The sequence below is a fragment of the Micromonospora sonchi genome, assembly GCF_014646235.1.
Classification (GTDB): Bacteria; Actinomycetota; Actinomycetes; order Mycobacteriales; family Micromonosporaceae; genus Micromonospora; species Micromonospora sonchi.
On sequence record NZ_BMNB01000005.1, the window covers coordinates 1 to 14,215 of the forward strand.

Here is a 14,215-nt window from a genome sequence, read left to right on the forward strand (position 1 = left end):
CCTCTCCGAGCGGATCCTGTTCAACGAGCTGACCCCGGGTCAGATCGTCGTGGTGGACTGCGAGGGCGACCCGAACGACATCGACAAGTCCAAGCTCGTCTTCCATGGCTCCGAGCGGCCGGTCGAGGTGCCGGACGCGGTCCCGGCCGATCTCGGTGGCAGCACGGCCACCGCGGGCGCGGACGAGTAGGTCAGCTGGTTCGACAGCCGGCGGCCCGGTGGCACCTGCCACCGGGCCGCCGCTGTCTCTGCTCAGAGCAGTGGATCCAAGCGAGCATGCCGCCTACCGCCCCGCCCCGCTGCCGAGGCCCGGTGGGATCGCTCTTCTGAAGAGGGGCGGGCCTACCGTTGCTGCTGCCGGCGTTGTTGGTGGCGGCGCGCGCGTGTGGCTGCCGTCACCTGCTGCCATGGCATGGTCCGGAACCGAGGGCCGTTGTAACCGGGAGTGACCGCAGCCGGCCGTCCCGCGCCGCTGCTTTTTCCTTCCGACGCGGTATCCATGTCGTGTCGTTTCCCCGAACTGGAAGGCGACGAGCATGACCACGCTGATTCGTAAGGTTGCCCTGACCGCCGCCGGTGCCGTCTTCGCCGGTGGGATGATCGCCGCCCCGACGGGCGCGACCGCCGCTGCACAGGGCGCCGGTCCGCTGGCCGCTCTGACCGAGCGCGGGCACGGCACGGGCGAGCGGCAGTTGAAGGTGCGTTACCAGGCGCAACCCAACTTCTACTACTGCGGCCCGGCCGCGGTCCGCAATGCCCTGACGACCATGGACAAGGACGTCTCGCAGGACGACCTGGCTCGTGAGTTGGGCACCACCGAGCGGGGCACCGATTCGGCGTACCTGACCACCAAGGCGCTGAACAAGAAGAGCGGCAAGAACGCTTACCGCACGGTGGAGATTCCCGGCCGCAGCGCCGACGACGCCGAGACCGACCGGCTGCGCGCCGACGTCGTACGCGCCGTCGATGAGGGCCGAGGCGTGGTGGCCAACGTGATCGGCACCGCCACGGACATGCACGGGGTGAGCCACTCCTTCGAGGGCGGCCACTACATCTCGGTCACCGGCTACCGGGACGAGGGCGACCAGGTGAAGATCGCCGACTCGGCCGACCCCAACCAGGCCGAGTACTGGATCAGCGCTGAGGCGCTGGCCGACTGGATCGCCAGCCGCGGTTACTCCGCCTGACCGACCGGAACGTGCACGGGCCGGCCCCTACCGGGGCCGGCCCGTTGGCCTGCCCGGGTCGGGAGCACCCGACCGAGGCCGCACAGCGGCCGCGAGCTTGCGCCGAGGGCGAGGCCAGGGCCAGCGCGCTGATCGGGTCAGCTGGCCAGCGGGGCCGGCGGGCCGTCGCCGGCCAGCCGGAACCAGGTCTCCCCGATTGGCTCGACCAGTCCGTCGGTGACCAGCCCGGCCAGCGCTCGGGCCCGTTGCACGTCGTCCGCCCAGACCTGGTCCAACCGCTGCTGTGGCACCGGTCCGGACGTCTCGCGCAGCAGCCCGAGCAGCAGCCCGCGTACCTGCCGGTCGGTACCCGCGTAGCGCTGGGGCCGGCGGGTGGGGCCGACCGGGGCGACCTGGCCCGAGGCCCGCCAGGCGCAGATCGTCTCGACCGGGCACGCGTCACAGCGGGGGGAGCGGGCGGTGCAGATCACCGCGCCCAGCTCCATGATGGCGGCGCTGGCGAGCGCGGCGGCGGACGGCTCGGCGGGGAGCAGTTCCTCGGTGGCGACCAGATCGGCGGGTCGGGTGGCGGGGCCCCCGTCCGGTTCACCGGCCACCGCCCGACAGACCACCCGACGTACGTTGGTGTCGACCACCGGATGTCGCTGGCCGTACGCGAAGGCCGCCACCGCCCGCGCCGTGTAGGTGCCGACACCGGGCAGGGCGAGCAACTGCTCCAACCGGTCCGGTACGGTCCCGCCGTGCCGCTGGACGACGGCCACGGCGCACTCCCGCAGCCGTACCGCGCGGCGGGGATAGCCGAGCCGCCCCCACATGCGGATCGCCTCGGCCGGGCTCTCCTCGGCCAGCGCGGCCGGTGTCGGCCAGCGGCCCAGCCACGCCTGCCAGACGGGCACCACCCGGGCCACCGGGGTCTGCTGAAGCATGACCTCGCTGACCAGGATCGCCCACGCGCTCACGTCGGGCCGGCGCCATGGCAGGTCCCGGGCGTTCTGCTCGTACCACCGGCTCACTCGTCCGGCGAAGGTGGGTTCGTTCATCGCGCCGACGATGATGACACGCGCGCTGTCCCGCTGACTGGAAGGGCCGGGTGGGTCGTTGGCCAGCGGCGGGCGTGGATCGGGCAGAATGCCCGGATGAATGAGCTCGCGATCACCGTCATCGGCCGGGACCGGCCCGGCATCGTGGCCGACGTCGCCGAGGTGCTCGCCCGGCTCGGGGCCAACCTCACCGACAGCACGATGACCCGACTGCGGGGGCATTTCGCGATGACCCTGATCTGCGTCGGCCCGGCCGTCGCCGAGGTCGAGGCCGCGTTGGCCCCGCTCGCCGTCGACAGCCAACTGGTGGCGACCGTACGCGCCGTGACGCACGACGGCGAGACGGCAACGGCCGGCGAGCCGTACGTGATGGCGGTGCACGGTGCGGACCGGATGGGCATCGTGGCGGCGATGACGCGGGTGCTGACGGACGCTGGCGGCAACGTCACCGACCTGAGCACCCGGCTGGCCGGATCGCTCTACGTGGTGGTCGCCGAGGTCGATCTGCCACCGGGCGCGGCCGCTCCGCTCGCCGACCGGCTGGCCGGCACCGCTGCCGAACTGGGCGTCGAGGTCACCCTCCGTCCCGCCGAACCGGATGTGTTGTGACGGGGCGCGGGGACGGGTCTGAGTTGGATCCGCAGACGGAGACGTACGTCGGCCTTGGTGACTGGACGCCGGAGGCGCTGGGGGCCGGCGGGGTGCTTCCGGTGGTCTCCGCCCCGGACGCGGTGCTCAGCGGTGCCGGTGCGGAGGTCGACCCGATCGCCGACGAGACCGTGCAACTGGCGGCCGACCTGATCGCCACGATGCGGGTGGCGCCCGGCTGCGTCGGCCTGGCCGCTCCGCAGGTGGGCGTCGGCGCGCAGGTGTTCGCGGTGAATGTCACCGGGCACGCCAAGGCGGTGACGGTGCACGGCACGTTCGCGCTCTGCAACGCCCGGGTGGTCGAGGCGTCCCGGTGGAAGATGGGCCGGGAAGGATGCATGTCGGTGCCCGATCTCACCGGTGACGTCAAGCGCGCGAGCCGGCTGGTGGTCGAGGGGGCGCTGCCCGGCAGCGGCAAGATCGTACGCCTGGTGACGGACGGTTTCGAGGCGCGTGCCCTGCAACACGAGATCGACCACTGCGCCGGCCTGCTCTTTCTGGACCGGGTGTCCGGCGCGCACGCGATCTATCAGCGCAAGGTCTATCTCTAGGTAACCGGCACCGTCAGTGACTGTCCGGGCCCGTGCCGGCGCGGATTGTCGAGAATGGAGGATCAACTCCGATGGGTCGTGGGCGCCCCGGCGCGTCGCTACCATCCGTCGCACCCGCCACGGCTACCGTGGGGGCATCATGCGTCTGACGGTCGGCCCCCTGCCTCCCGCCGTGTACTGGCGGCGTCGCGCCGTCGTGCTCGGCGCGGTCCTGCTCTTCCTGGTCGTTCTGCTCTACTCGTGCAACGGGCCGCGCGGCGGCAACGACGCGACCGGCAACGGCCAGGCCGACCCGGGTGTGTCGTCCGGCACGCCGGAGCCCACCGGGTCGGTGCTGGCTCCGCAGACCGGCTCGCCCCCTTCGGGCGACGCCGGGGCCGGCCCGGTCACGCCGACGGCGGATCCCTCCACCGAGACGTCGACCGAGCCGAACACCAGCACCGATGCGCCGGCCAGGAACCCGGTGGCCGACGGCGGCACCTGCACGGACGCCGAACTCGCGGTGACCGCGGTGGCCCTGCCCGCGCAGGTGGTCCGTGGTGCCGCCGTCGACCTGCACCTCAAGATCCGTAACCGGTCCGAGCGGACGTGCAGCCGGGATGTCGGCGCGACCGCCCAGGAGTTGTACATCAAGTCCGGCGCCGAGGTGGTCTGGTCGTCGGACACCTGCGGCACGGCCACCGGCTCGGAGGTGCTGTCGTTCACCTCCGGCTTCGAACGCTCCTACCGGGTGGACTGGAACGGCAAGGACAGCAGCCGGTGCGCCGACGGACTGGCGAACGGGCCCACCCCGCCAGCCGGCACCTACGAGGTCTTCGCCCGGGTGGGCACCAAGCGAAGCCAGCCGGTGAAGCTCGTCCTCACCGACTGACCGCCGTCGCGAAGCGGAGCGGAGTCAGACGTACCGCTCGAGAATGGACGCCTCGGCGAGCCGGGACAGACCCTCGCGTACGCCTCGCGCCCGCGCGTCGCCGACGCCCTCGACCGTCTGGAGGTCCTCCACGGTGGCACCCAGCAGGCGCTGGAGGCTGCCGAAGTGCATCACCAGCCGGTCCACCACGGCCACCGGCAGTCGGGGCACCTTGGCCAGCAGCCGGAACCCGCGCGGACTGACCGCCGCGTCCAGGGCGTCCGAGGCGGCCGAATAGCCGATCGCCTTGGCGACCGAGACCAGGTCGATCAGCTCGGTGGCACTGAGCAGGTCCAGCTCGACCAGGGCCTCGTCGAGGGTGCGCGACTTCCGCCCGGTGGGCAGGTAGTCCCGGATGACCAGGGTGCGGTCGGCGTCCACGCCGGCCATCAGCTCGTCCAGTTGCAGGGCGAGCAGTCGGCCGTCGGTGCCCAGCTCCACCACGTAGCCGGCGATCTCGTCGGCGATCCGGCGGACCATTTCGAGCCGCTGCACCACGGCCACCGCGTCACGTACGGTGACCAGATCCTCGATCTCCAGTGCGGAGAGCGTGCCGGAAACCTCGTCCAGCCGGAGCTTGTAGCGCTCCAGGGTGGCCAGTGCCTGGTTGGCCCGGGACAGGATGGCCGCCGAGTCGTCCAGCACGTGCCGCTGACCGTTGACGTAGAGACTGATGATCCGCATCGACTGGCTGACCGAGATCACCGGGTAGCCGGTCTGCCGGGCGACCCGCTCGGCGGTGCGGTGCCGAGTGCCCGACTCCTCGGTCGGGATGGTCGGGTCGGGCATGAGGTGCACCGCCGCCCGGACGATCCGGGTGCCATCGCTGGAGAGCACGACCGCGCCGTCCATCTTGCACAGCTCGCGGATCCGGGTCGAGGAGAACTCGACATCCAGCGGGAAGCCGCCGGTGCACAGCCCTTCGACGACCTTGTCGTAGCCGAGGACGATCAGGGCGCCCGTCCGGCCACGCAGGATGCGCTCCAGACCGTCGCGCAGCGCGGTGCCGGGTGCCATCAGGGCCAGGTTGGCGCGCAGCGGGTCACCAGCGCTGCCTGCGGTCACGCTCATGCTGATCGGGCGGGCGGGCGAGCCCACGGCGCCGGTGCGGGCGTGGGGTGTCGCGCCGGCAGGCTTGGTGGTATCGCGATCGACTGGCACGGGCACAGTCTACGGACTGCCCTGCGGTGGGTGCTGTCGCGGTTACTGTGACGTGTCATGGCCCCACCGCTCGGCCAGCTGTCGGTCACCCCGGGCACCACCCCTCACTCCGCCGACGCCCGGGCCGCGGCCTGCAGGGCCGAGCGAACGTCGCTGACCTCGATCACCCGAAGCTGCTCGGGACCGGCGCCGGTGTTCCCCGGGCCGCAGCCGGGCGGTACCAGGGCCAGCCGGAAACCGAGCCGGGCCGCCTCGGACAGCCGGCGCGGCACCGCACCCACCCGGCGTACCTCGCCGGTCAGACCGACCTCGCCGATCGCCACCAGGTGCGGCGCGATCGCCAGGTTCAGACCGCCGGAGGCGACGGCGAGGGCGACCGCGAGGTCTGCGGCGGGCTCCACCACCCGGATGCCGCCGACGGTGGCCGCGAAGACCTCCCGGTCGTGCAGGGTGAGTCGTTCGGTACGGCGTTGGAGCACCGCCAGCACCATTGCCAACCGGGCCGAGTCCAGCCCGGAGACCGTACGTCGGGGCGAACCGGCCACCGTGGCACCGATCAGCGCCTGCACCTCGGTCACCAGGGCCCGGCGCCCCTCCATCGCCACCGTCACGCAGGTGCCCGGCACCGGTTCCGAGTAGCGGGTCAAGAACAGCCCGGACGGGTCGGCGAGGCTGCTGATGCCTCCCTCGTGCATCTCGAAGCAGCCCACCTCGTCGGCGGCGCCGAACCGGTTCTTGACCCCCCGCACCATCCGCAGCGAGGAATGCTTGTCGCCCTCGAAGTGCAGCACCACGTCGACCAGGTGCTCCAGCACCCGTGGGCCGGCCACCTGGCCGTCCTTGGTGACGTGGCCCACCAGCACGGTGGCGATCCCGCGCTCCTTGGCGACCGCGACCAGCGCGGCGGTGACCGCCCGGACCTGGGTCACCCCGCCGGGCACCCCCTCGGTGCCGGTGGTGGAGATGGTCTGCACCGAGTCGAGCACCAGCAGGCCGGGCTTGACCGCGTCGAGGTGGCCGAGCACCGCCGCGAGGTCGCTCTCGGCGGCCAGGTAGAGCTGGTCGTGCAGGGTGCCCATGCGCTCGGCGCGCAGCCGCACCTGGCTGACCGACTCCTCACCACTGACCACCAGCGAGGAGCTGCCCGCGCCGGCGGCCCACTGCTGGGCGACGTCGAGCAACAGGGTGGACTTGCCGACCCCCGGCTCACCGGCGAGCAGGACCACTGCCCCGGGCACCAGCCCGCCGCCGAGCACCCGGTCGAGCTCGCTGACCCCGGTGGGTCGGGCCCGGGCCGGTGCCGCGCTGATGGTGGCGATGGGGCGGGCCGGCTCGGCGGGCATCCGGGAGCTGACCACGCGCCCGGAGACGGTCGGGCCGGTGACGGTGCATTCGATCACCGAACCCCACTCGCCGCACTCGGGGCAGCGCCCCACCCACTTCGGCGGCTGGTGGCCGCAGGCGTCGCACTCGTATGCGGGCCGGGGCTCCCGGGCGGCGGCCTTGCCACGCCCACCGGTCCCGCCCCGCGCCGAGGTCGATCGGGAGATGCTCACCCGAGGGACGTTAATCCCCGGGTACGACGACAGTGCCGTCGGCCTGGGTCACCACGCCGAACGGCACCGTCGAAGAGCTGGCCCGGCTCAGTGGCCGCCCTCGTACTCCGTGTGGCGCTCGATGATCGGCGAGGGCGGCGGCGCCGGGGAGAGCGGCACGGCGACCGGTGCCGGACTGGTGACGGTGTCGCCGTTGCCGAAGTCGAAGCTCAGGGTGATGGTCTCCCCCGCGAGCAGGGCCGAGTTCAGCCCGATGAGCTGGAGCACCCGCTCACCCGAGGTGTTCAGCTGCACGTAGCCCAGCGGCGGGATCTCGATCCGGGCCGGCCCGGCGGCCGGGGACTCGGACGGGCCGGGCGCCGCTGACTCGTCCGGGCCGGGGGAGCCCTCCGAGGACGGCGAAGCGGTCGGCGTGGGCGATCCGGTGGGCGACGGGCTGGTCGCGGCGCTGACCGTGGTGATCACCACCTCGCGGGCGTCCGGTGAGGTGACGGTGACCGTCACCGGCTCGTACGTGTCGTTGTAGAAGAGGGCGTTGAGCACTGCGTTGTCGCCGGCCCGGTAGCCCTCGACACCCGGGTAGGCGACCAGCACGCTCCGTACGCCGTACTTGCCGGCGGTGGCCTGGAGGTCGATGCCCTGGATCGACGGAACCTTGTTCGCCGTCTCTGAGACCTGGCCGGCGCCGCACCCGGACAGCAGCAACAGCCCTGCTGTCGCGATCCCGGACAGCAGCACGGCAGCCCGCCGGGCACCCTTGATCGAGCGCGTCACGTCGGTCCTCCTCGTCACGATCACACCCGGCTACGCCGCCGGACCCGCTGGCCATGCCCGCGCAGACCGCGCTCCAGGGTAGTTGGCGCTGATCGTGGCCCGCACGTCGACCCTGAGCGGCTACCTGACGGGGTGAGCCTCACACCAGCCGACCGCTCGCGACCAGCAGGACCACATCGATCAGCGCCACCAGCATCGCCGCCCGGAACGCGGCCACCGGGCGGGTCCCGGCCCGGTCGGCGTACCAGGCCAGCGCCGGGATCACGACGGCGGCTGCGATCGCCGCGAGGCCCACGCCCGACGGCGGTCCCGGTGGCCCCAGCACCAGTGTGACGGTCGCCGCGATCAGCAGCCCGGCCCCGGCGACCCGGCTGCCCGCCGAACCCAGCCGGTGGGGCAGCCCGTGCACCCCGGTCCGGGCGTCGTCGACGAAGTCGGGCAGTACGTTGGCGAAGTGCGCACCCGCGCCCAGCATGGCGGCGGCGGCGACCAGCCACGCCGGTGGGAGCGGCGCGCCGGGCAGCGCCGACACCACGAAGGCGGGCAGCGCGCCGAAGGAGACTGCGTACGGCAGCACCGAGATCGACGTCGACTTGAGCGGCCAGTCGTAGAGCAGTGCCGAGAGCAGGCCGAGGACGGCCCAGAGCGCCGCGACCGGATTCGTGGTCAGGGCCAGCGTGACCGTGGCACCGCCGGCCAGCACGGCTGCCACCGCCACCGTGCGCCGGCCGACCATGCCGGCGGCCACCGGCTTGTCGGTACGTCCCACCAGCGCGTCGCGATCGGCGTCGAGCAGATCGTTGGTCCACCCGACCGCGAACTGGCTGGCCGCCACGGTGAGCGACACCACGGCGATGCCGCCGGGCGAATGCCCGACACCGGCCGCGAGCAGGGCGGTCACCGCGGTGACCGCCGTGGTCGGCTCCGGATGGCTCGCCCTGACCAGCCCTAACACCGTCGACGACATAACGGAAGTCTGGTCGTTACCGGGGAGTCGTGCCACGCTCGGTGCCATGCGTGACGCCGGTCTCCGCCTGCCTCGCAATGATCCGCGCCAGTACGACGAACTGGCCGGCGAATGGTGGCAGCCGGACGGCGCCTTCGCCATGCTGCACTGGCTGGCCCAGGCCCGGGCGGCCCTGGTGCCTCCGGCGGCGCGGCCCGGTGCGCTGCTGGTCGATCTGGGCTGTGGTGCGGGACTGCTCGCCCCGCACCTGGCCGGCAAGGGCTACCGGCACGTGGGGGTGGACCTGACCCGGTCGGCGCTGGCCCAGGCGGTCGCGCACGGCGTGACCGCGGTCAACGGTGACGCCGTCGCGGTGCCGTTGATTGACGGCTGTGCCGACGTGGTGGCCGCCGGTGAGCTGCTGGAACACGTCCCGGACTGGCGTGCCGCGGTGGCCGAGGCGTGCCGGTTGCTGCGCCCCGGTGGTCTGCTGGTGGTGGACACCCTCAATGACACCGCACTGAGCCGGCTGGTTGCCGTCCGGATCGCCGAGCGGCTACCCACCGTGCCACGCGGCATCCATGATCCACGGTTGTTCGTGGACGACCGCGAGCTGGTTGTCGAATGCGCCCGACACGGGGTGGACCTGCGCGTCCGTGGCGTCCGACCCGGCGTACCCGGGCTGCTGCGCTGGCTGTTCCGCCAGACCCGTGCCGCGCGGGCACCCGTCGGCCGGGCACCGCGCATCGTGCCGACGCGATCGACCGCCGTGCTCTATCAGGGTCGGGGGGTACGCGGCGGATAGCGCCTACGGGTGGGGGTATGGGAGATGGGCGACGAGGGGATTCGGATGAGCGAGCACAACCGACGGATCGTGAGCCGGCCCGCGCCGGAGGCCGCCCGGAGGCTGGCACCCCGGCTGGCGGCCCGGGCCGCCGAGCACGACCGGGAGGGCTCGTTCCCGGCGGAGGACTTCACCGATCTGCGCGACGCCGGGCTGTTCGGGCTGATGGTCCCCGCCGAACTGGGCGGTGCCGGCGCCAGCTTCTCCGAGTACGCGACTGTCGCCACCGAGCTGGCCCGGGGCAACGGTGCGACCGCGCTGGTGTTCAACATGCACGCCTCGGTCACCGGCGCGCTCGGCGCGGTCACCGAGGAGTTGGCCGAGGCGCTCGGCGTACCGGACGAGGCCCTGGCCGCCCGCGACCGGCTGCTGCGGGCGGCGGCCGATGGCGCCTGGTACGCCGTCGCGATGAGTGAGCGCGCCGCCGGTGCTCGGTTGTCTCAGCTCGCCACGGTCTACCAGCCGGTCGAGGGCGGCTGGCGGATCAAGGGCAGCAAGACCTTCTGCTCCGGCGCCGGCCACGCCGACGGCTACCTGGTGGCCGCCCGCAGCGTCGACGACCCGTCGGTGGTCTCGCAGTTTCTGGTCCCGGCCGGCGACGGCCTCACCGTCGAACCGACCTGGGACTCGCTCGGCATGCGGGCCACCGCCTCGCACGACCTGCACCTGGACGTCACGGTGCCGGCCGACCGGCTGCTCGGCGGGGTGGAGGGTCTGGCCCTGGTGGTCGCCCAGCTCATGCCGCACTGGCTGGTGGCCAGTTACGCCGCCGTCTACGTCGGGGTCGCCCGGGCCTCGATCGACGCGGCGGCGGAGCACCTGAACGCGCGTAACCTCGCCGCGCTGCCGGCGGTGCGCGCCCGGCTCGGCCGGGCCGACGCCGCGGTGGCGGCGGCGCAGTTGGTGGTGGCGGAGGCGGCCCGCCGGGTGGACGAGGCTCCGGGCGACGCGGACACCAACCGGTGGGTGTGGCGGGCCAAGCTGTTGGCCGGCACCACCGCCGCGGACGTGGCCGCGTCCATGCTGGAGGCCGCGGGCACCTCCGCCACCCGGCGCGGTCATCCGCTCGAACGCCTCTACCGGGACGCCCGGTGCGGGTCGCTGCATCCGGCAACCTCCGACGTCTGCGCCGACTGGCTTGGGGTCGCCGCGCTCGGTGGCGACCCGGACCGCGACACATCGGCCCCTCGTTGGTGAGGGCGAGGAGTGAGCTTGCGAGCCCCGCAGTCGCGAACCGAAGGCGGGATCGGTGAGCGTTGGAAATCGGAGCGAGAGGAAGGTGGAACCGTGTCCGTACCGGTGATCGCGAGCGTGGGCACGGCTCATCCGCCCGGCACCGACCAGCAGGAGCTGTGGGAGAAGTTTTTCTCCCGGCACTACTCCGGCCCCACTCGGGCTCTCGCCCAGCGGATTTTCGCGAACTCGGGGGTGAGCCGGCGACAGGCGGCGGTGAACCCGTTGCTCGAGGACGTCTCCGACTGGCCGACCGAGCGGCGGATGCGCCGGTACCAGGTCGAGGCGTTGCCGTTGGGCAAGGAGGCCGTCGGCCGGGCGTTGACCGCGGCGGGCCTGGCCGCCGGTGACATCGGGCTCTTCGTCGTCTGCTCCTGTACCGGATACGCGACGCCCGGGCTGGACATTCTGCTCGCCCGGGATCTGGGCATGGCCGCGTCGACCCAGCGGATGTTCGTCGGCCACATGGGCTGCTATGCGGCCATGCCGGGGCTGGGCGCGGCGGGTGATTTCGTCACCGCGCGCGGGCGCCCGGCGCTGCTGCTCTGCGCCGAGCTGACCAGCCTGCATCTCCAGCCGTCCTCGGCCCGGGTGGACACTCAGCAGATCGTCTCCCATGCGCTCTTCTCGGACGCCGCGGTCGCCGCCGCGGTGGTTCCCGGCGGCCGGGGGTACGCGCTGCGCGAGGTCAGCGCGGTGACCGACACCTCCACCGCCGATCACATGACCTGGGACGTGACCGACACCGGATTCCGGATGGGCCTGTCGCCGAAGGTGCCGCAGGTGTTGTCGAACCACGTCCAGAGCCTGGTGCACGACCTGCTGGCCCGGCACGGCACCAGCGCGTCCGGGGTGGACGGCTGGGCGGTGCACCCCGGCGGCCCCCGCATCCTGAACGTGGTGGAACGTGAGCTGAGCCTGTCGCCGACGGCGCTGGCCACGTCGAGGCAGACCCTGGATCAGCACGGGAACTGCTCGTCGCCGACGGTGTTGCTGATCCTCGATCGGCTGATCCGGGCCGCGCCGTCGGCTCGTCGGGTGGTGATGCTGGCCTTCGGCCCGGGGCTGACCCTCTACGCCGCGCTGCTGGAACGCACCGCCTGACCGTCCGGACGGATATCCTGACTGTCATGGATGTCGATGCGGCGGATCGGCTCCGCGGTGTCCTGCTCGCTGGCGCCGGGGTGGTCGTGCTGCTCGTCGGCGGCTGGTGGTGGCGAGCCGAGGCGCCGACGTCGACCCGGGCCGCCGCCGGGATCGCGGAGGGCGAGTCCGCCGTCGTGCGGGAGCAACCCGACGCAGCCTCCACCGTCCTGGTCGATGCGCGTACCGGTGCGGTGATCCGGCTGCCCGTCGGGGGCCTTGCCGTCGAATCGGGTCAGGGCGACCCGGGCCGGTCGCAGGAGCGGGCTGGCGTGGCCGAGTGGACCGAGCGCGCGAGGCTGAGTCCGGGGGATGCGCTCATCCGGCAGGGTCAGCTCGCCGTCGGCGAGTCGCGGTTGCTGCTCTTCAGCTGCACGGGCCCCGGCGAGCTGCTGATCCAGGTCTTCGGCGGCCGGGCCGCCGATCCGATGACCGTTGGCTGTGCCGGTGCGGTGGCGATGATCGAGATCATCGGGACCGGTGGGTTGGTGCAGGTGTCGCTCTCGCCCGCGGGAGCGGCGCCGCTCGACGTGCGGGCGCAGCTGATGCCCAACGGGTGAACGCCGCCCGAGCAGGCTTGGCGGGACGGGCGGTGGGCGCGGGGGCTTGCGGCGCGTCTTCTTGCCGGTGCTACTCGGCCAGCCGGATCAGCTCGGCGTGGTAATCGGCGACCGAGGCGGCTTCGCGCACCACCAGGACGATCCGGCCGGTGCGGTCGGCGAGCAGGGCGGTGACGGTGTCCGGTCGAGCCGGCACACGCAGGAAGGCGCGCAGGCCGCCGGTCGGGTCGGCCAGGGTGCGTACCTCGGTGCCGGCCGGTGCGGCCCGTGGCCTGCCGGTGGCGACGGTGACCACGCTCACGCCGGCGGGCGCCGCCAGCGCGGTCGCGGCGATCAGGTCCGGGCAGGGGCAGCCGTCCACCAACAGCACCACCGCCGGCAGCAGCCCGCGCAGCGGCACCGGCGACTGCCTGGCGTCGACCAGGTCCAGTGCGGGCAGCGTCCGACTGGTCAGCTGTGCCGGGGTCGGCTCGGGACTGCTGCTGACCGGCCCCGGAGATCGGTTGGCCCGGGGCCAGGTGACTGTGAACAGGCCGGCGACGGTCGTCACCACCGCGATCAACAGCACGAGCACGGGTAGGCCGGGCGAACGCCAGCGGCGGGGCTGGGCCGAGAGCTGGCGGCGCAGTTCGCGACGAACCTGTTCGGCCTCGTCGGCCAGGGCGGAAGCATCGTCCGGTACGACCACCCGACCCCACTCGGGAGGCAGATCCGGCAGCCCGGGACCGTCGGCGTCAGCCTTACCCATCACGACCCCCTGGAACCTCGCGGGCGCGGAGAGTGCGCTGCCTCCAGCGTCCCGCACCGCGTCCGGTACCGCTACCGCTACCGCTACCGCTACCGGAGTGCGGACACCCCGTCGGCAAGGGGCAGGCGGAAGGCCCGCATCGGGCCGAGGACGGCAACGCCGCCCACATTCGGATGGGCGAGATACCATGGAATGGGTGCGTGGCCTCTGATCGCCTAGCTGATCTCGACTTCTCCGTCAACCGTGCCAGCGGGTCATTCTCGGGTTACGGAGTGTGTTCGAATCATCGGCTTGGCTGTCTGTCAAGGCGAAGAAATACCTCTCACAGGGCCCCTGAGCTGCGCCAACGGTCAGGACAGTGGTGAGACATCGGTGCCTGAGCGTGTTACCCTAGACACAGCGAAAGGGGTTTCGAACCTATGGTTTTCAGTGTCGGCGAGACCGTTGTTTACCCCCACCACGGGGCCGCACTCATCGAGGCAATCGAGACTCGGGTCATCAAGGGCGAGCCCAAGCAGTACCTCGTCCTGAGGGTTGCGCAGGGTGACCTGACGGTCCGGGTGCCGGCCGAGAACGCCGAGATCGTGGGTGTGCGCGAGGTGGTCGGTGAAGAGGGCCTGGGCAAGGTCTTCGACGTTCTCCGGGCTCCGCACACCGAGGAGCCGACCAACTGGTCACGGCGTTACAAGGCGAATCTGGAGAAGCTGGCCTCCGGCAACCCGCTGAAGGTGGCCGAGGTCGTCCGCGACCTGTGGCGCCGGGAGCGGGAGCGGGGGCTATCCGCGGGCGAGAAGCGCATGCTCGCCAAGGCCCGCGACATTCTCGTCGGCGAGGTCGCGCTGGCTGAGAAGAGCACCAAGGACGAGGCGGAGACGCTGCTCGACAAGGTGCTCACCGAGGCCTAGTCCGCACAG

At 72.4% G+C, this 14,215-nt stretch carries 15 protein-coding genes and 1 pseudogene; 10 read left to right on the plus strand and 6 right to left on the minus strand.

All coding sequences use genetic code 11. From position 1 onward, the window contains the following. Window positions 1-190, plus strand: a pseudogene (locus IEY61_RS06845) (AAA family ATPase); the annotation flags it as partial. Window positions 191-536: 346 nt separating this feature from the next. Then, complete coding sequence (locus tag IEY61_RS06850) at window positions 537-1,187, plus strand: C39 family peptidase (protein WP_189041679.1); 651 nt, start codon at window positions 537-539, stop codon at window positions 1,185-1,187. A 137-nt stretch (window positions 1,188-1,324) separates the two neighbouring features. Here the strand turns inward: IEY61_RS06850 and IEY61_RS06855 are convergent, their stop codons facing one another. Further along, complete coding sequence (locus IEY61_RS06855) at window positions 1,325-2,227, minus strand: iron-sulfur binding domain-containing protein (protein WP_189041681.1); 903 nt, start codon at window positions 2,225-2,227, stop codon at window positions 1,325-1,327. Between the two features lie 96 nt (window positions 2,228-2,323). On the opposite strand from IEY61_RS06855, the gene IEY61_RS06860 reads away from it, so the two are divergent. The 3 genes from IEY61_RS06860 to IEY61_RS06870 all read left to right on the plus strand — a co-directional run bounded on the left by IEY61_RS06860 (window position 2,324) and on the right by IEY61_RS06870 (window position 4,297). Next, the gene (locus IEY61_RS06860; RefSeq protein WP_189041683.1) at window positions 2,324-2,836 is read left to right on the plus strand and encodes a glycine cleavage system transcriptional repressor; all 513 of its coding nucleotides are present in this window, start codon (window positions 2,324-2,326) and stop codon (window positions 2,834-2,836) included. Between the two features lie 23 nt (window positions 2,837-2,859). Beyond that, on the plus strand, window positions 2,860-3,426 hold the full coding sequence (locus IEY61_RS06865) for a peptide deformylase (RefSeq protein WP_229705739.1): 567 nt from the start codon (window positions 2,860-2,862) through the stop codon (window positions 3,424-3,426). A 139-nt stretch (window positions 3,427-3,565) separates the two neighbouring features. Further along, window positions 3,566-4,297 (plus strand): hypothetical protein, encoded by a 732-nt coding sequence (locus IEY61_RS06870; RefSeq protein ID WP_189041687.1) that lies wholly within the window; start codon window positions 3,566-3,568, stop codon window positions 4,295-4,297. A 24-nt stretch (window positions 4,298-4,321) separates the two neighbouring features. On the opposite strand, the gene disA is transcribed toward IEY61_RS06870, so the two are convergent. From disA to IEY61_RS06890, 4 genes are all read right to left on the minus strand, one after another. Continuing rightward, window positions 4,322-5,497 (minus strand): DNA integrity scanning diadenylate cyclase DisA, encoded by a 1,176-nt coding sequence (gene disA / locus IEY61_RS06875; protein ID WP_189041689.1) that lies wholly within the window; start codon window positions 5,495-5,497, stop codon window positions 4,322-4,324. Window positions 5,498-5,601: 104 nt separating this feature from the next. Continuing rightward, a complete protein-coding gene (radA, locus tag IEY61_RS06880) occupies window positions 5,602-7,053 on the minus strand; it encodes a DNA repair protein RadA (RefSeq protein ID WP_189041691.1) in 1,452 nt (483 codons plus the stop codon). A gap of 87 nt (window positions 7,054-7,140) precedes the next feature. Further along, on the minus strand, window positions 7,141-7,827 hold the full coding sequence (locus IEY61_RS06885; RefSeq protein WP_189041693.1) for a copper chaperone PCu(A)C: 687 nt from the start codon (window positions 7,825-7,827) through the stop codon (window positions 7,141-7,143). Window positions 7,828-7,966: 139 nt separating this feature from the next. After that, window positions 7,967-8,842 (minus strand): UbiA family prenyltransferase, encoded by an 876-nt coding sequence (locus IEY61_RS06890; RefSeq protein WP_229705740.1) that lies wholly within the window; start codon window positions 8,840-8,842, stop codon window positions 7,967-7,969. On the opposite strand from IEY61_RS06890, the gene IEY61_RS06895 reads away from it, so the two are divergent. From IEY61_RS06895 to IEY61_RS06910, 4 genes are all read left to right on the plus strand, one after another. Continuing rightward, window positions 8,841-9,578, plus strand: coding sequence for a methyltransferase domain-containing protein (locus IEY61_RS06895; RefSeq protein WP_189041697.1), 738 nt, complete (start codon window positions 8,841-8,843; stop codon window positions 9,576-9,578). The two genes, IEY61_RS06890 and IEY61_RS06895, sit on opposite strands and share 2 nt — an antisense overlap. Before the next feature lie 45 nt (window positions 9,579-9,623). Next, complete coding sequence (locus tag IEY61_RS06900; RefSeq protein WP_189041699.1) at window positions 9,624-10,814, plus strand: acyl-CoA dehydrogenase family protein; 1,191 nt, start codon at window positions 9,624-9,626, stop codon at window positions 10,812-10,814. A gap of 90 nt (window positions 10,815-10,904) precedes the next feature. Further along, window positions 10,905-11,954, plus strand: coding sequence for a type III polyketide synthase (locus tag IEY61_RS06905; RefSeq protein WP_189041701.1), 1,050 nt, complete (start codon window positions 10,905-10,907; stop codon window positions 11,952-11,954). 26 nt (window positions 11,955-11,980) lie between these two features. Continuing rightward, window positions 11,981-12,553: a hypothetical protein gene (locus tag IEY61_RS06910; protein ID WP_189041703.1), complete on the plus strand. Its 573-nt coding sequence runs from the start codon at window positions 11,981-11,983 to the stop codon at window positions 12,551-12,553. A gap of 70 nt (window positions 12,554-12,623) precedes the next feature. Here IEY61_RS06910 and IEY61_RS06915 read toward each other — a convergent pair whose 3' ends face one another. Continuing rightward, window positions 12,624-13,301 (minus strand): hypothetical protein, encoded by a 678-nt coding sequence (locus IEY61_RS06915; protein ID WP_189041705.1) that lies wholly within the window; start codon window positions 13,299-13,301, stop codon window positions 12,624-12,626. Window positions 13,302-13,720: 419 nt separating this feature from the next. Between IEY61_RS06915 and IEY61_RS06920 the strand changes: the two genes are divergently transcribed. Beyond that, on the plus strand, window positions 13,721-14,206 hold the full coding sequence (locus tag IEY61_RS06920; protein WP_007073334.1) for a CarD family transcriptional regulator: 486 nt from the start codon (window positions 13,721-13,723) through the stop codon (window positions 14,204-14,206). Window positions 14,207-14,215 lie beyond the last annotated feature (9 nt).

Bases quoted from the DNA above. Each gene is read 5' to 3' on its own strand.
- IEY61_RS06855 (WP_189041681.1), bottom strand. From the start codon at position 2,227: ATGAACGAACCCACCTTCGCCGGACGAGTGAGCCGGTGGTACGAGCAG.
- IEY61_RS06870 (WP_189041687.1), top strand. From the start codon at position 3,566: ATGCGTCTGACGGTCGGCCCCCTGCCTCCCGCCGTGTACTGGCGGCGT.
- IEY61_RS06910 (WP_189041703.1), top strand. From the start codon at position 11,981: ATGGATGTCGATGCGGCGGATCGGCTCCGCGGTGTCCTGCTCGCTGGC.
- IEY61_RS06895 (WP_189041697.1), top strand. From the start codon at position 8,841: ATGCGTGACGCCGGTCTCCGCCTGCCTCGCAATGATCCGCGCCAGTAC.
- IEY61_RS06900 (WP_189041699.1), top strand. From the start codon at position 9,624: ATGAGCGAGCACAACCGACGGATCGTGAGCCGGCCCGCGCCGGAGGCC.
- IEY61_RS06890 (WP_229705740.1), bottom strand. From the start codon at position 8,842: ATGGCACCGAGCGTGGCACGACTCCCCGGTAACGACCAGACTTCCGTT.
- IEY61_RS06915 (WP_189041705.1), bottom strand. From the start codon at position 13,301: ATGGGTAAGGCTGACGCCGACGGTCCCGGGCTGCCGGATCTGCCTCCC.
- IEY61_RS06920 (WP_007073334.1), top strand. From the start codon at position 13,721: ATGGTTTTCAGTGTCGGCGAGACCGTTGTTTACCCCCACCACGGGGCC.
- IEY61_RS06850 (WP_189041679.1), top strand. From the start codon at position 537: ATGACCACGCTGATTCGTAAGGTTGCCCTGACCGCCGCCGGTGCCGTC.
- IEY61_RS06860 (WP_189041683.1), top strand. From the start codon at position 2,324: ATGAATGAGCTCGCGATCACCGTCATCGGCCGGGACCGGCCCGGCATC.